Origin of the sequence: Flavobacterium sp. 102 (genome assembly GCF_003634615.1) — a bacterium.
Taxonomy (GTDB): domain Bacteria; phylum Bacteroidota; class Bacteroidia; order Flavobacteriales; family Flavobacteriaceae; genus Flavobacterium.
On record NZ_RBKX01000001.1, the window covers coordinates 103112 to 126672 of the forward strand.

Annotated in this window: 20 protein-coding genes and 4 tRNA genes; 2 read left to right on the plus strand and 22 right to left on the minus strand. The window is 36.5% G+C overall.

Annotated features, from left to right (window positions below; translation table 11 throughout):
* Positions 1–299 precede the first annotated feature (299 nt).
* The 21 genes from C8C84_RS00540 to C8C84_RS00640 all read right to left on the minus strand — a co-directional run bounded on the left by C8C84_RS00540 (position 300) and on the right by C8C84_RS00640 (position 19280).
* Positions 300–611, minus strand: coding sequence for a DUF3467 domain-containing protein (locus C8C84_RS00540; RefSeq protein ID WP_121311667.1), 312 nt, complete (start codon positions 609–611; stop codon positions 300–302).
* A gap of 116 nt (positions 612–727) precedes the next feature.
* A complete protein-coding gene (gene rpoC, locus C8C84_RS00545) occupies positions 728–5032 on the minus strand; it encodes a DNA-directed RNA polymerase subunit beta' (RefSeq protein ID WP_121311668.1) in 4305 nt (1434 codons plus the stop codon).
* Between the two features lie 80 nt (positions 5033–5112).
* Entirely contained in the window at positions 5113–8925 is a 3813-nt protein-coding gene (rpoB, locus tag C8C84_RS00550) for a DNA-directed RNA polymerase subunit beta (RefSeq protein ID WP_121311669.1), read from the minus strand.
* 266 nt (positions 8926–9191) lie between these two features.
* The gene (gene rplL, locus C8C84_RS00555) at positions 9192–9566 is read right to left on the minus strand and encodes a 50S ribosomal protein L7/L12 (RefSeq protein WP_121311670.1); all 375 of its coding nucleotides are present in this window, start codon (positions 9564–9566) and stop codon (positions 9192–9194) included.
* Between the two features lie 53 nt (positions 9567–9619).
* On the minus strand, positions 9620–10120 hold the full coding sequence (gene rplJ, locus C8C84_RS00560) for a 50S ribosomal protein L10 (RefSeq protein WP_121311671.1): 501 nt from the start codon (positions 10118–10120) through the stop codon (positions 9620–9622).
* A gap of 23 nt (positions 10121–10143) precedes the next feature.
* Positions 10144–10833: a 50S ribosomal protein L1 gene (rplA, locus tag C8C84_RS00565; RefSeq protein ID WP_121311672.1), complete on the minus strand. Its 690-nt coding sequence runs from the start codon at positions 10831–10833 to the stop codon at positions 10144–10146.
* A gap of 8 nt (positions 10834–10841) precedes the next feature.
* A complete protein-coding gene (gene rplK / locus C8C84_RS00570; protein ID WP_121311673.1) occupies positions 10842–11282 on the minus strand; it encodes a 50S ribosomal protein L11 in 441 nt (146 codons plus the stop codon).
* A 65-nt stretch (positions 11283–11347) separates the two neighbouring features.
* The gene (gene nusG / locus C8C84_RS00575; protein WP_121311674.1) at positions 11348–11899 is read right to left on the minus strand and encodes a transcription termination/antitermination protein NusG; all 552 of its coding nucleotides are present in this window, start codon (positions 11897–11899) and stop codon (positions 11348–11350) included.
* Between the two features lie 10 nt (positions 11900–11909).
* Positions 11910–12107 carry a preprotein translocase subunit SecE gene (gene secE, locus C8C84_RS00580; protein ID WP_121311675.1) on the minus strand — a complete coding sequence of 66 codons (198 nt, stop codon included), beginning with the start codon at positions 12105–12107 and terminating at the stop codon, positions 11910–11912.
* Positions 12108–12125: 18 nt separating this feature from the next.
* Positions 12126–12196, minus strand: a tRNA-Trp gene (locus C8C84_RS00585).
* A gap of 62 nt (positions 12197–12258) precedes the next feature.
* Positions 12259–13446, minus strand: coding sequence for an elongation factor Tu (gene tuf / locus C8C84_RS00590; protein ID WP_121311676.1), 1188 nt, complete (start codon positions 13444–13446; stop codon positions 12259–12261).
* A 55-nt stretch (positions 13447–13501) separates the two neighbouring features.
* Positions 13502–13573: transfer RNA gene (locus C8C84_RS00595), tRNA-Thr, on the minus strand.
* A gap of 164 nt (positions 13574–13737) precedes the next feature.
* Positions 13738–13819: transfer RNA gene (locus C8C84_RS00600), tRNA-Tyr, on the minus strand.
* A 30-nt stretch (positions 13820–13849) separates the two neighbouring features.
* Positions 13850–13923: transfer RNA gene (locus C8C84_RS00605), tRNA-Thr, on the minus strand.
* A 91-nt stretch (positions 13924–14014) separates the two neighbouring features.
* Positions 14015–14317 carry a ribosome hibernation-promoting factor, HPF/YfiA family gene (gene hpf, locus C8C84_RS00610; RefSeq protein WP_121311677.1) on the minus strand — a complete coding sequence of 101 codons (303 nt, stop codon included), beginning with the start codon at positions 14315–14317 and terminating at the stop codon, positions 14015–14017.
* A 32-nt stretch (positions 14318–14349) separates the two neighbouring features.
* A complete protein-coding gene (locus C8C84_RS00615) occupies positions 14350–15246 on the minus strand; it encodes a tyrosine-type recombinase/integrase (protein WP_121311678.1) in 897 nt (298 codons plus the stop codon).
* Positions 15247–15314: 68 nt separating this feature from the next.
* Positions 15315–15509 carry a 30S ribosomal protein S21 gene (gene rpsU, locus C8C84_RS00620; protein ID WP_121311679.1) on the minus strand — a complete coding sequence of 65 codons (195 nt, stop codon included), beginning with the start codon at positions 15507–15509 and terminating at the stop codon, positions 15315–15317.
* A 186-nt stretch (positions 15510–15695) separates the two neighbouring features.
* Complete coding sequence (locus C8C84_RS00625; RefSeq protein ID WP_121311680.1) at positions 15696–16865, minus strand: acyl-CoA dehydrogenase family protein; 1170 nt, start codon at positions 16863–16865, stop codon at positions 15696–15698.
* Between the two features lie 31 nt (positions 16866–16896).
* The gene (locus tag C8C84_RS00630; protein ID WP_121311681.1) at positions 16897–17778 is read right to left on the minus strand and encodes a helix-hairpin-helix domain-containing protein; all 882 of its coding nucleotides are present in this window, start codon (positions 17776–17778) and stop codon (positions 16897–16899) included.
* A gap of 2 nt (positions 17779–17780) precedes the next feature.
* Positions 17781–18008 (minus strand): PspC domain-containing protein, encoded by a 228-nt coding sequence (locus C8C84_RS00635; protein WP_121311682.1) that lies wholly within the window; start codon positions 18006–18008, stop codon positions 17781–17783.
* A gap of 3 nt (positions 18009–18011) precedes the next feature.
* The gene (locus C8C84_RS00640) at positions 18012–19280 is read right to left on the minus strand and encodes a DUF2851 family protein (protein ID WP_121311683.1); all 1269 of its coding nucleotides are present in this window, start codon (positions 19278–19280) and stop codon (positions 18012–18014) included.
* 56 nt (positions 19281–19336) lie between these two features.
* Between C8C84_RS00640 and C8C84_RS00645 the strand changes: the two genes are divergently transcribed.
* Together C8C84_RS00645 and C8C84_RS00650 are read left to right on the plus strand one after the other, a co-directional pair.
* On the plus strand, positions 19337–20989 hold the full coding sequence (locus C8C84_RS00645) for a PNGase F N-terminal domain-containing protein (protein ID WP_121311684.1): 1653 nt from the start codon (positions 19337–19339) through the stop codon (positions 20987–20989).
* A gap of 181 nt (positions 20990–21170) precedes the next feature.
* Positions 21171–21974, plus strand: coding sequence for a T9SS-dependent choice-of-anchor J family protein (locus C8C84_RS00650; RefSeq protein WP_121311685.1), 804 nt, complete (start codon positions 21171–21173; stop codon positions 21972–21974).
* Positions 21975–22030: 56 nt separating this feature from the next.
* On the opposite strand, the gene C8C84_RS00655 is transcribed toward C8C84_RS00650, so the two are convergent.
* Positions 22031–23392 carry a pyridoxal-phosphate dependent enzyme gene (locus tag C8C84_RS00655; RefSeq protein ID WP_121311686.1) on the minus strand — a complete coding sequence of 454 codons (1362 nt, stop codon included), beginning with the start codon at positions 23390–23392 and terminating at the stop codon, positions 22031–22033.
* Between the last annotated feature and the right edge of the window lie 169 nt (positions 23393–23561).

Here is a 23561-nt window from a genome sequence, read left to right on the forward strand (position 1 = left end):
TAGTTCTACAAAAAAACAAAAAAAATATCTAAAGTCACTCCATTTCATCGACAAACTACACTATAAAATACTTTTTTGTAGTCTTTAGATTATTTTTACAAATAAATTATTAATCTAAATTGCACAAATGTATTTTATCGATTTAACAAGAAGAACAACGACAAAACACATGAATTTAGTCCGAAAGAAGTATAAAAATGAATTTCTGTAAAAATCAAAAGAGAATAAAATCTGAATTTATCCCATAAAAAAAACCTCTCCATTTCTTGAGAGGTTTTCTATAAAAAAACATATTTAATTTATGCTTGACCGGCTGGACCAAAATTCAAAGGAATCGGAGGTTGCTCTGTATCCTTTATTTCGCCATTGGCCAATTCAAATCGGTGGATATTTTCCCCTAATGCTTTCAGAAATCTTTTAGCATGTTGCGGTGTTAACACAATTCTCGATTTAACTTTTGCCTTAGGCACTCCAGGCATGATCGTTACAAAGTCAACTACAAATTCAGAAGCTGAATGGTTGATGATAGCCAAGTTGGAATAAATTCCTTCGGCCGTCTTTTCATCCAACTCAATATTGATTTGTCCTTGTTGTTGATTATTATCACTCATTTGATATTAAATTTTTGATATTAGATATTCCGTTTTGCTACGCATGGTAATTAAAAAGCCACTAATTTAAGATTTAAAGTAGTGGCTTTTATTAAATATAACTATTAATATTGCTATTAATAAATGTATTCTTCTTTATTGGCCATGATTTCATTGTAATCTTCTTTCGAACCTACAATAGTGTGATCGTAATCTCTCATACCAGTTCCCGCAGGAATTCTGTGGCCAACGATAACATTTTCTTTAAGACCTTCTAAAGTATCTACTTTACCGGCTACTGCCGCTTCGTTTAATACTTTTGTAGTCTCTTGGAACGATGCTGCCGAGATAAATGATTTCGTTTGTAACGATGCTCTTGTGATACCTTGAAGTACCGGAGTTGCCGTAGCCGTAATAACATCACGAGCCACAACTTGGTTTTTATCATTACGCTTCAACAATGAATTTTCATCTCTTAACTCACGTGGAGAAACGATTTGACCCGGTTTTAACACCTCAGAGTCACCTGCATCTTCTACCACTTTCATTCCGTACAATTTATCGTTTTCTTCGATAAAGTCAGCCGTGTGTATTAATTGCTCTTCAAGGAATAAAGTATCTCCCGGATCTTCAACTCTTACTTTACGCATCATTTGACGAATAACCACTTCAAAGTGTTTGTCATTGATTTTTACCCCTTGCAAACGATAAACCTCTTGAATTTCGTTAACCAAATACTGTTGAACAGCTGATGGACCTTGGATTCTCAAGATATCATCCGGAGTAATGGCTCCATCAGATAAAGGCACACCCGCTTTTACGAAATCATTCTCTTGAACTAAGATTTGACTTGATAATTTCACTAAGTATTTCTTGATTTCACCAAATTTAGATTCGATTACTATCTCACGGTTACCTCTTTTGATTTTTCCAAAAGAAACTACACCATCGATTTCCGAAACAACCGCTGGGTTTGAAGGATTACGAGCTTCTAACAACTCGGTAATTCTTGGTAAACCTCCGGTGATATCACCTGCTTTAGAAGAACGACGAGGAATTTTCACCAAGATTTTACCTGCTTTAATTTTCTCTCCATCTTCTACCATAAGGTGAGCACCAACCGGTAAGTTGTAAGAACGGATTAATTCTCCGTCTTTACCGTAAACCAATAAGGTTGGGATTAATTTTTTATTTCTTCCTTCCGAAATTACTTTTTCTTGGAAACCGGTTTGCTCATCGATTTCTACTTGGAACGATTGTCCTTGCTCTAAATCTTCGTAAGCAATTTTTCCGGTAAATTCAGAAACGATAACTCCATTATATGGATCCCATTTACAGATAGCAGCACCTTTTTCAACGGTGTCTCCATCTTTCACATTGATAACAGAACCGTAAGGAATATTGTGTGTACTTAATAAAATACCTGTTTTAACATCTACTAATTTCAATTCAGTTGAACGAGAAACCACGATATCTACTTTGTTCCCATCTCCGTCTTCTCCAACAACTGTTTTCAAATCTTCGATTTCTAATCTTCCTCCAAATCTTGCGATGATGCTAGATTCTTCAGAAACACCACCGGCAACTCCACCAACGTGGAATGTACGAAGTGTCAACTGTGTTCCAGGCTCTCCAATAGATTGTGCAGCGATAACACCGACTGCTTCTCCTTTTTGAGTCATTTTTCCGGTAGCTAGGTTACGTCCGTAACATTTAGCACAAATACCTTTTTTAGCTTCACAAGTTAAAGGCGAACGAACATCTACTCTTTCAAGTGGAGATTCTTCAATTGCTTTAACCACTGCTTCAGTAATTTGCTCACCTGAATGAATTAAAATTTCATTGTTCAACGGATTGATTACATCTTGTAACGCCACACGTCCTAAGATTCTCTCTCCTAAAGTTTCAACGATTTCTTCATTTTTCTTTAAAGCAGAAACATCAATTCCTCTTAAAGTACCACAATCTACAGAGTTGACGATTACGTCTTGAGAAACGTCATGTAAACGACGAGTCAAGTAACCAGCATCTGCCGTTTTCAAAGCGGTATCTGCCAGACCTTTACGCGCACCGTGCGTAGAAATAAAATACTCCAAAATTGAAAGACCTTCCTTAAAGTTAGAAAGAATCGGGTTTTCAATAATTTCACCACCACCAGCGGTTGATTTTTTAGGCTTAGCCATCAAACCACGCATACCGGTTAACTGACGAATTTGTTCTTTAGATCCACGAGCTCCGGAATCAAGCATCATATATACCGAGTTGAAACCTTGTTGGTCTTCACGGATATTTTTCATCGCCAATTCTGTCAATTGTGCATTCGCAGAAGTCCAGATATCAATAACTTGGTTGTAACGTTCGTTATTGGTAATAAGACCCATGTTATAGTTTGTAGAAATTACATCTACTTGCTCTCTTGCGTCAGCAATCAATTTATTTTTTTGCTCCGGAATTCTAATATCACCTAATGAGAATGACAATCCACCTTTGAAAGCGAATTTGTACCCCATATCTTTCATGTTATCAAGGAACGCTGCCGTTGTAGGAACATCAGTTACTGCAAGGATTTTTCCAATAATATCACGTAAAGATTTTTTAGTCAATACTTCGTTGATATATCCTGCCGCTGGTGGAACTACTTCATTAAAAAGTACTCTACCGGCAGTAGTCTGGATAATTTTGTATACCAATTCTCCTTCTTCATTGAAATCTTTAGCTCTGATTTTAACACGAGCATTCAATTCCACTCTTCCTTCGTTGATAGCAATATTACATTCTTCAGCAGAATAAAAAGTCAAGCCTTCACCTAAGATTTTATGTTCAGGAACTGATAATCTTTCTTTGGTCATATAATAAAGACCAAGTACCATGTCTTGAGAAGGAACCGTAATCGGAGCACCATTCGCAGGATTCAAGATATTATGAGAAGCCAACATTAATAATTGTGCTTCCAAAATAGCTTCCGGTCCTAACGGTAAGTGAACCGCCATCTGGTCACCATCAAAATCCGCATTGAACGCCGTACATACTAACGGGTGTAACTGGATTGCTTTTCCTTCAATTAATTTTGGTTGGAAAGCTTGGATACCTAATCTGTGTAACGTAGGAGCACGGTTTAATAATACCGGGTGACCTTTGATTACATTCTCCAGGATATCCCAAACTACTGGCTCTTTTTTGTCGATGATTTTCTTAGCAGACTTAACTGTTTTAACAATTCCTCTTTCGATTAACTTACGAATAACGAATGGTTTGTATAGTTCAGCAGCCATATCTTTTGGCAGACCACATTCGAACAATTTCATTTCAGGTCCAACAACAATTACCGAACGAGCAGAATAATCCACACGTTTCCCTAATAAGTTTTGACGGAAACGACCTTGTTTACCTTTTAACGAATCTGATAAAGATTTTAATGGTCTGTTTGATTCTGTTTTAACTGCAGAAGCTTTACGCGTGTTGTCAAATAAGGAATCTACTGATTCCTGCAACATACGTTTTTCGTTTCTTAAGATTACTTCAGGAGCTTTGATTTCCATTAATCTTTTCAAACGGTTGTTACGGATGATCACTCTTCTGTACAAATCGTTCAAATCGGAAGTTGCGAAACGACCTCCATCAAGCGGCACCAACGGACGCAATTCTGGCGGTATCACCGGAATTACTTTCAAAATCATCCACTCAGGACGGTTTTCTCTGTTTAGGTTTGACTCACGGAAAGATTCAACAACTTGTAATCTTTTTAACGCTTCTGTTTTTCTTTGTTTAGACGTTTCGTTATTAGCCGCGTGACGTAAGCTGTAAGACAACTCATTTAAATCAGTTCGTGCCAATAAATCCATGATACATTCAGCACCCATTTTGGCGATGAATTTATTTGGATCATTGTCATCTAAATATTGATTTTCCATCGGAAGGGTATCTAAAATATTCAGATATTCTTCTTCTGTCAAAAAGTCTAAACGGTGTAATGATTCACCATCTGCATTTTGAGCAATACCGGCTTGGATTACTACGTATCTTTCGTAGTAAATAATCATGTCTAATTTCTTAGATGGCAATCCAAGAATGTACCCAATTTTGTTTGGTAACGAACGGAAGTACCAGATGTGAGCAATCGGCACCACCAAATTGATGTGACCAACTCTGTCTCTACGTACTTTTTTCTCGGTTACTTCAACACCACAACGGTCACAAACGATTCCTTTATAACGGATTCTTTTGTATTTACCACAGGCACATTCAAAATCTTTTACCGGACCGAAAATTCGCTCACAGAAAAGACCATCACGTTCTGGTTTGTGGGTTCTATAGTTGATAGTTTCCGGCTTCAAAACCTCTCCTCTTGACTCAGCCAAGATAGATTCCGGTGAAGCTAGTCCTATCGAAATTCTGTCAAATCTTTTGATAGTATTTTTAGTATCTTTATTTCTATTCATCATAGTCGTAACATTTAAAGTGTTCAGTATTCAGTGTTCAGTGTTCAGATAGTGTATCCGAACACTGCCACTGCCAACTATTTTTATTCTTCTAATCTGATGTCTAATCCAAGACCTTTCAATTCATGCATTAATACATTGAATGATTCTGGTAATCCCGGTTCCGGCATAGTTTCTCCCTTAACGATTGCTTCGTAAGTTTTAGCTCTACCGATTACGTCATCCGATTTAACAGTCAAAATTTCTCTTAGCGTACTTGATGCTCCATAAGCTTCAAGTGCCCAAACCTCCATTTCTCCGAAACGCTGACCTCCAAATTGGGCTTTACCACCCAATGGTTGTTGTGTAATCAAAGAGTATGGACCGATAGAACGAGCGTGCATTTTATCGTCAACCATGTGTCCCAATTTCAACATATAGATTACTCCAACAGTTGCTGCTTGGTGGAAACGTTCTCCAGTTCCTCCATCATACAAATAAGTATGACCGAATTGTGGAATACCTGCTTCGTCTGTCAAGGCATTGATTTGGTCTAATGTTGCTCCATCAAAAATAGGTGTCGCATAAGTTCTTCCTAATTTTTGTCCGGCCCAACCCAAAACAGTTTCATAAATCTGACCGATGTTCATACGAGAAGGTACACCTAGTGGATTCAATACGATATCAACCGGAGTTCCATCTTCTAAGAATGGCATATCTTCGTGACGAACGATACGAGCAACAATACCTTTGTTACCGTGACGTCCCGCCATTTTATCACCCACTTTCAATTTACGTTTCTTAGCGATATAAACTTTCGCCAATTTCAAGATACCGGCTGGTAATTCATCTCCAACAGTGATGGTAAATTTCTCTCTTCTTAAAGCACCTTGCAAATCGTTTAATTTGATTTTGTAGTTGTGGATTAAGTCGTTAACCAAGTGGTTAGTTTCTTCATCTGCAACCCATTGTCCTTTAGTCAAGTGAGCGAAATCTTCTACGGCATGTAACATTTTTTGAGTGTATTTTTTACCTTTTGGTAAAACTTCTTCTCCTAAATCGTTCATGACACCTTGCGATGTTTTTCCGTTTACTATGGTGAATAATTTTTCAACCAATTTGTCTTTTAACTCAACAAATTTGGTTTCGAATTCCATTTCCAAAGACGTCAAATCGTCTTTATCTTTGGTACGTTTCTTTTTATCTTTTACCGCTCTCGCGAATAATTTTTTGTCTAAAACCACACCGTGTAACGATGGAGACGCTTTTAACGAAGCATCTTTTACATCTCCTGCTTTATCCCCGAAGATGGCACGAAGCAATTTCTCTTCCGGTGTAGGATCTGATTCTCCTTTTGGTGTAATTTTTCCGATTAGAATGTCGCCAGGTTTAACTTCGGCTCCGATTCTGATCATTCCGTTTTCATCCAAGTCTTTGGTAGCTTCTTCAGAAACGTTCGGGATATCATTAGTTAACTCTTCGTTACCTAATTTCGTATCTCTAACTTCCAATGAATAATCATCAACGTGGATAGACGTGAAGATATCGTCACGAACTACTTTTTCAGAAATTACAATCGCATCCTCGAAGTTATACCCTTTCCAAGGCATAAACGCAACTTTAAGGTTTCTACCCAAAGCCAACTCTCCGTTTTGTGTTGCATATCCTTCACAAAGTACTTGTCCTAATTTCACTCTGTCGCCTTTTCTTACGATTGGCTTCAAGTTGATAGACGTACTTTGATTTGTTTTTCTGAATTTGATCAAGTTATACGATTTCTCATCTGGGTCAAAACTTACCATTCTTTCCTCTTCTGTTCTATCGTATTTGATAGTAATCATGTTGGCGTCAACGTACTCTACAGTTCCGTTTCCTTCCGCATTGATTAATACTCTTGAGTCAGACGCTACTTGACGCTCTAAACCTGTTCCTACGATTGGTGCTTCAGGACGTAACAATGGTACAGCCTGACGCATCATGTTGGAGCCCATCAACGCACGGTTCGCATCATCATGCTCCAAGAAAGGAATCAATGAAGCTGAAATCGAGGCGATTTGGTTCGGCGCAACGTCAGTATAATGAATTTCGTTAGGATCAACAACCGGGAAATCGCCTTCTTCACGGGCAATAACTTTATCGGCAGTAATTTTTCCTTTGGCGTCCATTTCGATGTTTGCCTGAGCAATCATTTTCCCTTCTTCTTCTTCTGCGCTTAAGTAAATTGGTTCAGAAGTTAAATCAACTGTTCCGTTAGTTACTTTACGGTATGGTGTTTCGATGAATCCCATTCCGTTTACTTTAGCATAAACACCCAAAGATGAAATCAATCCAATGTTTGGTCCTTCAGGCGTTTCAATCGGACAAAGTCTTCCGTAGTGCGTATAGTGAACGTCACGTACCTCGAAACCGGCTCTTTCTCTTGAAAGTCCACCTGGCCCAAGGGCAGATAATCTTCTTTTGTGTGTAATCTCAGCTAGTGGATTTGTTTGATCCATGAATTGAGACAACTGGTTTGTACCAAAGAAAGAGTTGATTACCGATGATAATGTTTTAGCATTGATCAAATCGATTGGTGTAAACACCTCGTTATCTCTAACGTTCATTCTCTCACGGATGGTTCTGGCCATACGGGCTAAACCTACACCAAATTGTTGAGACAATTGCTCACCAACGGTTCTCACACGACGATTTGATAAGTGATCAATATCATCAATCTCCGCTTTAGAGTTGATTAATTCGATCAAATATTTTACGATAGTGATGATATCTTCTTTGGTCAAGACTTGCTTTTCCATTGGGATATCAAGGTTCAATTTTTTGTTCATTCTGTAACGACCAACTTCACCTAAGTTATAACGTTGGTCAGAGAAGAATAATTTATCTATGATGCCACGAGCCGTTTCTTCATCAGGCGGTTCTGCATTACGCAACTGACGGTAAATGTGCTCAACAGCTTCTTTTTCTGAGTTTGTTGGGTCTTTTTGTAAAGTATTATGGATGATAGCGTAATCACCTTGATTAGCATCTTCTTTATGTAACAAAATAGATTTTACGTTAGAATCGATGATTTCTTCCACATTATCTTTGTCGATAATGGTATCTCTATCCAAGATAATTTCGTTACGTTCGATAGATACTACTTCACCAGTATCCTCGTCAACGAAATCTTCGTGCCAAGTATTTAATACTCTCGCAGCTAATCTTCTTCCAACGTATTTCTTAAGACCGGTTTTTGAAACTTTGATTTCTTCTGCAAGGTCAAATATTTCAAGAATGTCCTTATCTCTTTCGAATCCGATAGCACGGAAAAGAGTAGTCACCGGTAATTTTTTCTTTCTATCGATATAAGCATACATAACGCTGTTGATATCGGTAGCAAATTCAATCCATGAACCTTTGAAAGGAATTACTCTAGCAGAATACAACTTAGTACCATTAGCATGGAAAGACTGACCAAAGAAAACACCAGGCGAACGGTGTAATTGAGAAACTACCACACGCTCGGCACCATTGATAACGAAAGTTCCGCTTGGTGTCATGTATGGAATTGTTCCAAGATAAACATCTTGAACAATCGTTTCAAAATCTTCGTGCTCCGGATCAGTACAGTATAGTTTTAGTCTGGCTTTTAGAGGCACACTATATGTTAAACCTCTTTCGATACACTCTTGAATAGTGTAACGCGGTGGGTCAACAAAATAATCTAGGAACTCCAATACAAATTGGTTTCTTGTATCAGTAATTGGAAAGTTTTCCATGAAGGTATTGTATAACCCTTCGTTGCCTCTCTCGTCAGATTTGGTTTCCAATTGGAAGAAATCTTTAAAAGATTTAACCTGAACATCTAGGAAATCCGGATATTGAGGTATGTTTTTAGTAGAGGCAAAATTCAATCTTTCAGTCTGATTTGTTATCATCAATGGACAAAATTTTGATTTAAAAAAAGTAATTTTTGTGTGTAAAAACACTGTTTAATTTATACTTTCCTTTTTTGTAACCAATACATCTTTAAAAATAAACCAGGAAATTAGTCGATTTTTTTCTTCGTATTGATCAAAAACTTTTTCGTATTTTAAACTTAATATGATAATAAAACTTTCTATAATTTTATTATACGAAAAATGGTTTAGGCCCTTGGACGCATTGTCCAAGGCCTAAACCTAGTTCTAAAACCGGTGTTGGATTATTTTAACTCAACAACAGCTCCAGCTTCTTCTAAAGATTTTTTCAAACCTTCAGCTTCTGCTTTAGTAACTCCTTCTTTGATGTTTGATGGAGCGCCGTCAACTAAATCTTTAGCTTCTTTTAAGCCAAGACCTGTTAATTCTTTAACTGCTTTTACAACAGCTAATTTAGAAGCTCCAGCTTCTTTCAATACTACTGTGAATTCAGTTTGCTCTTCAGCAGCATCACCAGCACCAGCACCACCAGCAGCAACTACTACAGCTGCAGCAGCAGGCTCGATACCATACTCATCTTTTAATATTGTAGCTAAATCGTTAACTTCTTTTACCGTAAGGTTAACTAATTGTTCTGCGAATTGTTTCAAATCTGCCATTTTTTCTATCGTTTAAAATGTTCTTTAATTATTATTTTTTTAGTCTGCTCTAATTATTCTGCTGTTTCGCCTTTTTGTTCTGCATTGTTTAATAATGCAGCAATAACGCGTTTTGCAGGAGATTGAAGTAATCCAATGATTTCTCCAATAACTTCTTCTTTAGATTTCAATGAAGCTAAGCTATCCAAAAGGTTATCTCCGATGTAAATTTCACCGTTGATGTAAGCACCTTTAAATGCAGGCTTATCTGATTTTTTTCTGAAATCTTTAATGATTTTTGCTGGAGAATTTGCGATGTCTGCGATAAAAATAGAAGAGTTTCCTTTTAACACAGATGACAAATCACCATAATCATTACTTGAAGCTTCCATTGCTTTTCCAAGCAAAGTGTTCTTAACTACTTCTAATTTGATACCTGCTTTAAAACAAGCTCTTCTTAGGTTTGAAGTAGTTTCTGCGTCTAACCCAGAGGTGTCAGCAATATATACAATATTACTTTCGGCCAACTTTGCAGTTAAATCTTCTATCGCGATTGATTTTTCTTCTCTTGTCATAATAAAATTTGTTTAACTACCAATTATACTGCTTTAGGATCTAAAGCGATAGCAGGGCTCATAGTAGAAGAGATGTGAATACTCTTAATATATGTTCCTTTAGCTGCAGTTGGTTTTAATTTAAGTAATGTTTGAATAATCTCGTGAGCGTTATCTACAATCTTATCCGCTTCGAAAGAAATTCTTCCGATACCTGCGTGAACGATTCCAGTTTTATCAACTTTAAAGTCGATTTTACCCGCTTTTACTTCAGCAACAGCTTTACCAATTTCCATGGTTACTGTTCCTGTTTTAGGGTTTGGCATTAAACCTCTTGGACCTAAAACACGTCCTAAAGGACCTAATTTACCCATGATAGCCGGCATAGTGATGATTACATCAACATCTGTCCAACCATCTTTAATTTTTTGAAGGTAATCGTCTAATCCTACATAGTCAGCACCAGCCGCTTTCGCTTCTGCTTCTTTATCCGGTGTAACTAAAGCTAATACTTTAGTATCTTTACCGGTTCCATGAGGAAGGGTTACAACACCTCTTACCATTTGATTTGCTTTTCTTGGATCAACTCCTAAACGAACAGCAATATCTACAGACTCGTCAAATTTTGCTGAAGCAACAACTTTCAATAAAGACGAAGCGTCTTTTAAAGAATACAGTTTGTTTTTTTCAATTTTTGAAGCAGCCTCTTTTTGTTTTTTTGTCAATTTTGCCATTTCTTACCTTATTTTAGAGGAGAATCTCCAGTTACAGTTATACCCATAGATCTAGCTGTTCCAGCAATCATGCTCATAGCTTTTTCAGGTGTGAATGCATTTAAATCGACCATCTTGTCTTCGGCGATAGCTTTAATTTGATCCCAAGTTACGCTAGCAACTTTTTTTCTATTAGGCTCGCCTGAACCAGATTTTAATTTAGCAGCATCCAATAATTGAATTGCAGCAGGTGGAGTTTTTACAACAAAATCAAACGATTTGTCTTTATACACGGTAATTTGTACCGGTAACACTTTGCCGGGTTGATCTTGGGTTCTAGCATTGAACTGCTTACAGAATTCCATGATATTAACACCAGCAGCTCCCAGAGCAGGTCCAACCGGTGGCGACGGGTTCGCAGCACCTCCCTTAACTTGTAGTTTAACTACTTTACTAATCTCTTTAGCCATTGTTTTTTAAAAATTTACAATAATCTGTGGAAGCGGATTATTGCGGTTTATAATAGTGTAACAAATTATACTTTTTCAACTTGCATAAAGCTCAGTTCCAATGGTGTTTTTCTTCCGAAAATTTTCACCATTACTTCCAGCTTACGCTTTTCTTCATTGATTTTGTCAATAGTTCCGTTGAAACCATTGAAAGGACCATCAACAACCTTGATTGTTTCTCCTATATTGAAAGGAATATTTTGGGTATCTGTATTGACAGCCAACTCATCCACTTTACCAAGCATTCTGTTTACTTCTGACAATCTTAACGGCACCGGATCTCCACCTTTAACTTCTCCTAAGAAACCAATAACACCAGTAATTGATTTAATGATGTGTGGAATTTCACCAACCAAGTTAGCTTCAATCATGACATAACCAGGAAAGTATACTTTATCCTTAGCTATCTTTTTCCCATCTCTAACTTGCACTACTTTTTCAGTTGGAACAAGTACTTGCGAGATATAATCTGCCATGCCTAATCTGTTAATTTCGGTTTCGATATAAGCTTTCACTTTATTTTCTTGACCACTAACAGCCCTAACGACATACCATTTCTTTACATTAATATCAGCCATTTCAGAAAAATTAAGGTTTTAACCAATTAAAGAAACCGGCAATTACTTTTGCACAAGCTTCATCAACACCCCAAGTTGCCAGCGCTAAAACAATTGAGAATACAGCCACTACAATAGTGTACTTTTGAACTTCAGCCCATTCCGGCCAAGTAACATTTGTTCTCAATTCTTCAAATGCTTCTGATATATAGTTAACAATTTTTGTCATTGTAAATTATTTTTTTTGCACGGGCGGAGGGATTCGAACCCCCATCAACGGTTTTGGAGACCGCTATTCTACCCTTGAACTACGCCCGTTTCATTAAAAACCAGCAGAGTAACCGAAAGGCTCTCTGCTGGCAATATATTTAATTAGATAATTAGTCTAAAATTTCAGTAACCTGACCGGCACCTACTGTTCTACCACCTTCACGGATAGCGAAACGTAAACCGATGTTCAAAGCGATTGCACTCAACAAAGAAACTTCAATAGTTAAGTTATCACCTGGCATTACCATCTCTACACCAGCTGGTAAAGAGATAACTCCTGTTACGTCAGTTGTACGTACGTAGAACTGTGGACGGTAGTTATTGTGGAATGGTGTGTGACGACCACCTTCTTCTTTTTTCAAGATATAAACCTCAGCTTTGAATTTAGCGTGTGGTTTTACAGATCCTGGCTTACAAATAACCATTCCTCTTTTGATATCTTCTTTAGCAACACCTCTTAACAAGATACCAGCGTTATCTCCAGCCTCACCTCTATCCAAGATTTGACGGAACATTTCGATACCAGTTACTGTAGAAGTTAATTTCTCAGCACCCATACCAATGATTTCAACAGGATCACCTGTATTACAGATACCAGTTTCGATACGACCTGTAGCAACAGTTCCACGACCAGTAATTGTAAATACGTCTTCAACCGGCATCAAGAAAGGTTTGTTAACATCTCTTTCTGGCTCTTGAATCCAATTATCAACCGCTTCCATCAATTCAATGATTTTTGGTACCCAAGCCGGATCGTTATTCAATCCACCTAAAGCTGAACCTTGAACTACAGGACCATTATCTCCATCATAATCGTAGAAAGACAACAAGTCTCTGATTTCCATTTCAACTAATTCTAATAATTCCGCATCATCAACCATATCCACTTTGTTCATGAATACAACGATTCTTGGAATACCAACCTGACGTCCTAAAAGGATGTGCTCACGTGTTTGTGGCATTGGTCCGTCTGTTGCAGCAACTACTAAAATAGCACCGTCCATTTGAGCAGCACCAGTAACCATGTTCTTTACGTAATCCGCGTGACCAGGACAGTCAACGTGTGCGTAGTGACGGTTAGCAGTTTCATACTCAACGTGTGAAGTATTGATAGTAATACCTCTTTCTTTTTCTTCTGGAGCGTTATCAATTTGATCAAATGATTTCGCTTGACAGTAACCTGCATCAGATAATACTTTTGTGATCGCTGCAGTTAAAGTTGTTTTTCCGTGGTCAACGTGCCCAATTGTTCCAATGTTTAAGTGGGGCTTGTTACGGTTAAAATTTTCTTTTGCCATTTTACTTAATTTTTAATCTTAGTTTATATATTAGTGTTCAAATTTTACAATTTTGAGCCAACTACGGGAATTGAACCCGTGACCTCTTCCTTACCAAGGAAGCACTCTACCCCTGAGCTAAGTCGGCAAGGAACCATAAACGTTTGCCTTTTTAACCTTCGGGTTACAAACCCGACGACAGGATTACCTCGCTTCACTCGGTGATCCGTAAAGGTGAACCTTTACTAAAGTTTTGTTCTTCAGTCTTTTTTGAAAATAAATTTTCAAAAGCTTTCCTAAACAAAACTTTTGTGGGGAGAGCAGGATTCGAACCTGCGAAGATGTAATCAGCGGATTTACAGTCCGCCCTCGTTGGCCGCTTGAGTATCTCCCCCACTTTTCTTATCTTTTATCCCTAAAATTGAGCCGGCGGAGGGACTCGAACCCACGACCTGCTGATTACAAATCAGCTGCTCTAGCCAACTGAGCTACGCTGGCATACACAATAAAAAAAGTCCGCTATTTCTAACGGACTGCAAATGTATGGATTTTATCTTTTAATCAAAACATTTTTAGAAAAAAATTTCTCTTATATATGTGTTCTGATTTTTTCCTTTCTTTTAACCAACAATCTTTCTAAAGATTCAGAAGACAACTCCACCGCTTCCTCGAATGTTTTACATTGTTTCTTTACCATAAAATCATCTCCCGGGACATGAATTTTAACCTCCACAATTTTATTTTCCTTCTCACTTGTATTGTCGACCTTCAAAAAAACATCTGACGAAACTACTTTGTCATAGAATTTTTCAAGTTTACCTAATCTTTCTTCGATGAAATCAACCAGCTTTCTGTCGACAGTGAAATTTACTGCATGAACATTTACCTTCATAATTAAAATTTTAATGATTAAACATTGTAAAATTATTGTCTGTTTCTAGGATGAGCGTTACCATACACCTTTTTAAGTTCCGCCAAACTGCTGTGAGTGTAGACTTGCGTAGACGCCAAACTAGAATGCCCCAATAATTCTTTAACGGAATTAATATCCGCTCCGTTGTTTAGAAGGTGAGTTGCAAACGTGTGTCTCAATATATGCGGACTCTTTTTAACCTTCTCGGAGACATTACTAAAGTAATAATTTATTAAACGATAAACAAACGAATCGTTCAATTTAACGCCTTTTAACAGTAAGAAAAAATACTCACCATCCACAATCCTTTGTAAATGTGACCTTTCTGTTAAATATAATTTTATTTGATTTTCAACAACCGGTAGAATCGGTATAATCCTTTCCTTATTTCTTTTTCCCAATACTTTTAAGGTTCCGTTTGACAAGTCGATATTTTGCAATTTCAAATTAATCAGTTCAGCTCTACGAATGCCGGTAGTGTAAAATAAATCGACTATCAATTTATCACGAATGCCATCAAAATCATTAGTGTAAACTATTTGATTTAAAACCAAATCGAGTTCTTTTTCCGAGAAAGGAATTTGTAATTTCTTAGGTGCTTTCAAGGCTTTGTGCTTCAAAAGCGGACTCGTTTCGATTTGCTTTGTTTTGAGCAAAAATTTATAAAACGATTTTAAAGAAGAAATTTTTCGGTTAATCGAGGAATTGGAAATTCCGTCATCTGAAAGCGAAACTATCCAAGCACGAACTTGATTGTAATTTACCGTAATTAAATTATTATCATCAAAAGCACTAGACAAAAACGACTCAAAGAAACCAATGTCATTGATATAAGCGGTCACTGTATGCAAAGAATATTTTTTCTCTAACAGTAAATAATCTTGAAACTTATTTTTAAAATTTTCCATAAAAAAACCGCTGACCTCAAAGTTAGGAAACTTTAATGATCAGCGGTTATATCTTATCAGGAATTTAACTATCCTTCGATATTGTCTCTCATGTTTTGGATATAAGCAGCTTTTTGAACTTGTGCTCTTCTCACTACAGATGGCTTAGTAAACGCTTGACGCGCTCTAAGTTGTCTTACAGTTCCGGTTTTATCGAATTTTCTCTTGTAGCGCTTTAATGCTCTATCAATGTTTTCTCCGTCTTTAATTGGTATAATCAACATAATTTAGACACCTCCTCTCATTTAGTGGGTGCAAAAGTAATATAATTTTTGAATTACGAATTATGAATTGTGAATTATTTTATGAGAGAAAAGATAATGGACAGACAGATGACAGATGAAAAACAAAAAAACCAAGAAACAATCTCTCATCTCTTGGTCTATTTTCTTAATTATCCTTTCAAAAAATTATTTCACCGCAGGCTGATAGCTTTGTTTGTCAATAATCATTTTAGACAAAATCTCTCTGAGAATTTCAGAAGTTCCGCCGCCAATTGGTCCTAAACGACTATCTCTTAATAAACGCGCCAACGGATATTCTTCCATATAACCGTAACCTCCTAACATTTGCAAGCAACTGTAAATAGCATCATCGGCCACTTTGGTTGATTTTAATTTGGCCATAGTGGCTTCTTTTACCACATATTCTCCTTTATCTAATCGTGCTGCCGCGGCATAATTAAATAATTTACAATGTTCTACATCGGTAACATGGTCAACCATCGTATGGCGTAAGGCTTGAAATTTGTTTATGGTTTTTCCAAAGGCTTCTCGTTGCGACATGTATTCAATAGTATATTCGATTGCGTATTCAGCTCTCGCATGGGCATTGATGGCCATAATTAATCGCTCTAGAGCAAAATGTTGCATGATATAAGGAAAGCCTTTTCCTTCTTCGCCCATTAAATTTTCTAAAGGAATTTCAACATTATCAAAAGAAATCTCAGCAGTATCAGAAGCTCTCCAACCTAATTTATCCAACTTGGTAGCCGAAATCCCTTTTAAATTAGTATCCATCAGAAATATACTTATTCCTTTGTTTCCCAACTCCGGACTTGTCTTGGCCGCCACTACATAATAATCCGCATATACGCCATTTGTGATAAATGTTTTAGAACCATTAATCACATATTTATCTCCCTTTTTGATGGCTGTTGTTCTCATTCCTGCCACATCGCTTCCGCCAAAAGGTTCGGTAAGACACAAAGCACCTATTTTGTCACCTGTGATACTGGGCGCCAAATAATCTTGCTTAATTCTTTCATCACCTTCGGCATTTAAATGTGTCATGGCTAAATAGGCATGTGCCCACATGGCAGCGGCAAAACCGGAAGATTTTATTTTTTGAAGCTCTTCTAAAAATATTACCGTATAAAACAAATCCAAATTCATTCCACCATAAGCTTCCGGATATTTTAATCCGAAGAAGCCCATATCGCCAAATTTTTTCCAAATAAAGCGTTCAATAGTACCTGTTTTTTCCCATTTTTCAATGTGCGGCACTACTTCTTTTTGCAAAAAATCTTGCAAACTTTTTCTAAACAATTCGTGTTCTTCTGTAAAATATGTTGAATTCATATAAATAAGGCTACTTTTTTAAGCTATTTTTTTAGAATTCCAAATATAAGGCAATTATTTTTATTTTATCAACAGGAAATCCTTTAATTTTTGACAAATCCTCAGTTTTGATGTCGCCATTCATGCTTCTGTAAATAACTATTTCTTTAGCCAACGCATATCTAAAAAACGGAAATTGAGATAACTCTTTGACTGAAGCATTGTTAATGTTGATTCTTTTGATTTTGGAAGTCGATTTTACATCAAAATATTGATTCAGTTTTTCAATTACTTCGGGCGATAAACCCCAAACATCATGCATTTGTTCCATCGATACAAAAGCGCCTAACTTGCCTTTTTGTTCCAAAATCCTGTCCGAAATTTTATCGCCAATGCCATAGATTTTCATCAAATCTTCTTTGCTGGCTTCATTGATGTCGAGAATTGTGATTTTTTCAACTCTTGAAAATTCGTTTTTGACATAAGTCGAATTGTATTCCTTTTTGTTCTTCGCCCAATCCGGAAATTTAAAATAAGGCGAAATGGTTCTCAGCAAAGAATCAGAAACTTTAGTCACTACCTGAAACTCTGCTGCCGAATTGACAAACTTATTTTGCTTTCTGTAGGCCAATAATCGGTCGATTTCTGCAACAGACATACCGAGTTTGTATCCCTTAAAATCAGTAATAAAATTAGGGTTGAAGGGATAAATCGTGGGTTTGTAATTTTTATTTTGAAGTTTAAGACTGTCAATCAGGCTTTGATTCGCTAACCAATTGGCTTCTTCTTTATTTGTAGTCTCAAAAGTTTTAAAATCATTAAAAAGATAAAATCCCTGACAAATAACTATAATTAAAAACAACAGTATAATTCCAATTCGTTGACTTTTCGAATAACTTAAAATCGATTGCAGGATGGAATTATCATTCGTCATATTTACAAATCAAAAACTGATGTTCGTTTGCCACGAATTAAATCTTTCAACTTAATCCAAAACGCCAAGGTTAGATACACGCCAAACCACAATCCGGCAGTAACGAAAGTGATATAAATAAAAAACAAACGCACATTCGACGCACGCATTCCCAGCTTGTCAGCCAAACGAGACGAAACGTGAAAACCGTGTTTTTCGAAGAAGTATTTTAGTTGTATTACCGGTGACATTTGCTAATTCTTTAAAAGTTGGATTCCAATGACGCACTGCAAACACTTACTATGATTGCAATAATTGTTTTTCAGTTGCAAAAGCGATTGCGTTTCAAAAGCATTCTTTGATTTGACTCCAAAATTAGAAAACTTTTCAATGATAATATTCTTTTCAGGCGCTATAGTTTCCATGAGTTGTAAAAGCTGCTCTGAAATTTCTTTTCCTTGACTTTTGGCATAAGCAAATTGAAACGGTACAATCGTATTAATCACTAACAAATCAATAAAAGATTTAGAGAAATGTTTTTTCTTTTTCGGGCTTTCTTTGTCAAATTGATAGTGGTTTTCCCAATAGGAAGAAACGCCAACCTCAAACAATTTATAAAAATCCTCAAGCGAATGTGTGGCTATAATTTTGGAAAACAGATTTTGCTGCTTGTGGTATAACATCGCCAATTGTGCCAAACGAATCGTTGGAAAATTATCCGGACGATGTTTAAAAAATTGCACCGGTTCTATAAATGCTTTTTTTAAGCGATGTTTCAGCGTAATATATGTCGAACGGTTTTGCAAATCTTTGCTGTAAAAATCTTCAGCAACCATAGGCAACAAATCCAGTTTACCAAACAAAAGTGCTTCTAAATTCTCCACTTCAAAGCTCTCTTTTCGTATAATTGAAAACGGGATAGACTTTGCCATTTTTAAAAAGATTTCGCCATTGGTATTTAGCCCAAAATTTTTAGCCAACATATAAAACAATACCGCTTCCCAATCATTATCCGTTTCTTGCAAAAGTTCGTCAATCGGAATGGATTTTCGTTCCAGACGTTCGAAAAACAATCGCTCTTGCCAATTTTTAAAAACAAATTCATCAACATCATTTAGCTGACTTTCACAATAAATCCAAGATTTAGGCATAATCAACGACAAATATTGATTCAAACTATCGTTCGCAACATACTTCCTAAGTGCTAAGGTTGGAATTTCTGCATTGTTTTTTCTAAAAATTGGCGTATCGTGTTCCCAAACGACATGCAGTATAACATTGTTGTAATGGTCATCATTTTCATGTTGGTGCAAATACCAATCTGAAGACTTCAAATGAATTTCTATATTGCCTGCCCATTTTTGGTTCCCAATAATAATTTGGGCATTAAAAAAATCGGGACCGGATTGCTTCAAATATTGACCTGTATTGACAATCGTTAGTTCTTCTCCCGAAACCGTAGTTAGGTTGGAAAAGCCAAACTTCTTATATTGCCATACATAATGAAGAAAATCTTCTTTCACGATTCTAAATTTTTAACCAAAGTAAGAAATTTACTTTTATATTCAAAATTTTTGTAATGAAAAATTTACTTTTATTGTTTTTGTTGGTAATTTCAGCAAATTGCTTTTCGCAAAATTATAAAATCACTTATTTGAAAAGTTCCAATGGAAATTTGATTGAAAACCAAGATGCGGTTTGGGTTTTTGCCAATAACAATCAAACTCTATTGAGCACGGAAAACATCAGAAATCAAAAAGCTGATTTCCCTTTTGAGGAAACTATTGTCGATAGAAGCTCTAATTCTTTTTTTCAAAAGGCGACTTTGAAAAGTTCAGAAATCATTGCGACAAAAGACAGCGTTTCATTGGGCAAGCAAACATTCGAATACACAAACGACACCAAAAAAGTCTTGGGTTACAATTGCAAAAAAGCCAAAACGATTGTCAATTCGAATACAATTGAATTCTGGTATACGGACGAATTGAAAGTGAAAGGTTCACCAACCGTTTTGGGTCAAAATTTAGGTTTGGTTCTGGAAATGGTTCGCAATGGCAACTTTGTGATTTCGGCGACTAAAATAGAACAGATAAAATCATTCCCAATATTTCAATTGCCCCAAAAACAAGTCGACGCATTGACTTATAAAGACTTGCTGTGGAAAAGTCGATTTACGACAATTTCTGTTTTCAAAGATCAAATCCTCAATTTCTCAGACGAATCAAAATCTAACGATTCTATTTTGCGCTTTGCCAATGGAACTATAGCGGTAAGGAAAGTCCAATTACCGGAAATTAAAGTTGGTAGTCAAATTTTTGTCGATGTTACTGAACAATCCAATGGTGATGCTTATGACCGAACCGGTTCGCTTTTTATGATTCCGACGGATAAAGAAATATCGTTTTTGAATGGTTTACAAAATGGCGCTAAAACATTACCTATTTACACTAATGGTAACGGCAAAGAATATCAAGGTGTAATTATTACTGATAATTACAATCCAGTGGTAGAATTGATGCGTTTTTTTACACCTTTTGGGGTGAAACAATACAATACACTCCAATTGAAAGACAAGACTTGGGCTGAAAACGTTTTGTACCGACAAGATGTTTCGGATTTGAGAAGTTTGTTGAGCGGAAAGGAAGTATGGCTAGGCATCAACATTGGCAATTATGACAAAGGCGGTCACAAAGTTTCTGCAAATATTACCATTCATACCGAAAACGAATCTATCATAAAACCAACTCAAATTATTCCTTTGTTTTGCACCAATAACATTATGGAAATGGCCGGTCAAGAATATGGAACGATGTTTAACAATGACAAAGGTTTGGAAGTCTCTTTCAAACTAGAAAAACCGATGAAGAATTGCAAATTGCGCTACATCACTTCAGGTCATGGCGGATGGGAAAATGGTGATGAATTTGTACCGAAGAAAAATTCTATTTACTTAAACGATAAGGAAACTTTCAGCTTTACACCTTGGCGACAAGATTGTGGCTCGTATCGTTTATCTAATCCAGCTTCCGGGAATTTCCCGAACGGATTATCTTCGTCGGATTACAGCAGGTCAAATTGGTGTCCCGGAACAGTAACCAATCCTATTTTTATTGATTTGGGTGATTTAGAAGCCGGAACACATTTGATGCAAATTAAAATCCCACAAGGTTTGCCTGAAGGCGGAAGTTTCAGTTCGTGGAATGTTTCGGGCGTTCTGATTGGAGAACAATAAAACAAAAACGTTATTTCTTTAATTTTAATTATATTTTTTATGATTTTCGTAAAACTATCTTTATTAAAATAACAAATAAACCAAATTTATCTCAAAATTTATAGGAAAAAAAACATCATATTTTTCAATAAAATTAAAAAAAACAATACCTTTGAGTTAATTAACTTTAAATCAATTTACTATGAAGAAAATTTACTTAATTTCATTTATTTTATCAAACTTTTTCTCTTACGCACAGTTAAGCGAAAATTTTGATGCCGCGGCAACTTTACCAGCGGGCTGGACAAGTTTCATTGGAACAAATGGCATAGGAACTGCTCAAAACTGGGGCACTTCAACCACTCGTAGTTATTCTCCAACTAATTCAGCCTTTGTAAGGTATGAAAACGTAACCGGTGGACCAGCAGAAGACTGGTTAATCACTCCTTTGGTAGATTTAACCAACTATACCGAAAGCACTTTGACTTTTTACGGAGGTCAGCAATATACTGATGATTATGCAACTGATTATAGCATTAGAGTTTCTACAACATCGGCAACAGATCCATTAACTTTTGAGATTGTCAGCACTTATGCAGAGAGTGATTTTTCAAATGTTACGATTCCGGCATTACAACCGGGCGATCTAAAAACCGTTGATTTATCAATATATGATGGTCAACAAATTTATATTGCTTTTGTAATGATACAAGATGATGGCGACAATTGGTTCGTTGACGATGTAAACGTTACCGGAACTTTGTCTACTACAAACTTCGATAACGCCACTATTTCATTTTACCCAAATCCGACAAAAAATATTTTAAATGTCAATAGTTCGGAATCGATTACAAAAATCGAAATCTATAGCATTTTAGGGAATCTGATCAAAACAGCTACAGCGTCAACTCAAATTGATTTAACAGAACTGTCAAGTGGATCGTATGTTGCGAAAGTTACCGCAACTGACGGAAGAGTTAAGACTGAAAAAGTCATTAAAATCTAGAGAAAAAATCTCGTTCAAATAAAAAGTCTCGTTCAGAAAACGAGACTTTTTTTTATTTATTTAATCGAACTAATAATATCGTGTTTGGTAATAATGTGATGTTTTCCATTCCCTAAATCGACTAAGACCGCTTGATTGTCTTTATTGATTAGTTTGGAAATTTCCTCGATTGGCGCATTCGCATTTACGATTGGATAAGGTTTTCCCATAATCTCTTTGATTGGCTTTTCGGCTATGTTTTTATCTTCGACATAGCTTCTGAACAAATCGGTTTCGTCTATACTTCCTACGAATCCTGTTGTGTCGATAACCGGAATTTGAGAGATGTTGTATTTTTTCAAACGCTCAATAGCATGTGAAACTAATTCTTCGGTACGCACAATTACCAATGGTTTGTCCTTATGGTCTTTAATCACATCTTCCGCTTTGGTGATTTCTTCTTCTAAGAAACCTCTTTCACGCATCCAATCATCGTTGAACATTTTGCCAACATAACGGCTTCCGCTATCGTGGAACAACACAACCACTACATCGTCTTTAGTGAAATGTTCTTTTAATTGGTGCAAACCTTTCACACAAGACCCGGCTGAATTCCCGACAAAAATTCCTTCTTCTAAAGCAATTTTTCTGGTGTACACGGCTGCGTCTTTATCGGTAACTTTAGTAAAACCATCTATAATTGAGAAATCAACATTTTTAGGTAAAATATCTTCACCAATGCCTTCTGTGATATAAGAATAGATTTCGTTTTCGTCAAAGATTCCGGTTTCATGATACTTTTTAAATACAGAACCGTAAGTATCGATTCCCCAAACTTTGATATTTGGATTTTTCTCTTTTAGATATTTTCCAATACCTGAAATCGTTCCGCCTGTTCCAACACCAACTACGAAATGCGTTATTTTTCCATCGGTTTGCTCCCAAATTTCAGGTCCGGTTTGCTCGTAATGGGCTTGTGCATTGCTTGGATTATCGTATTGATTGACATACCATGAATTTGGAATTTCAGTTCCTAATCTTTTAGAAACCGAATAATAGGAGCGCGGATCAGTTGGTTCAACATCGGTTGGGCAAACAATTACTTTGGCGCCAACAGCACGCAAGATGTCCATTTTTTCTTTGGATTGTTTGTCGGTGATTACAAAAATACATTTGTAACCTTTTACGATGGCCGCTAAGGCCAAACCCATTCCGGTGTTTCCCGAAGTACCTTCAATAATAGTTCCACCCGGTTTTAATCGGCCGTCGGCTTCTGCGTCTTCTACCATTTTGAGTGCCATTCTGTCTTTGGTAGAATTGCCCGGATTAAAGGTTTCTACTTTGGCTAAAACCAAAGCATCGATACCTTCTACAACTTTGTTCAATTTTACTAAAGGCGTGTTGCCGATAGTTCCTAATATGTTTTCTGCGTATGTCATTATGAAGTTTGCTCTATATTTTTTTTGAGTTTGTAAAGGTATCGAATATAATATTGTTTACAAAAATTCGAATAATTTATCCTTTAACCCTGACTGGAGAAGTTACCGTGTAACTCGGAAGGCAGGAATTGCCATAGCTGATAAAGCCCGAACGTTTTGTTTCTAAAAA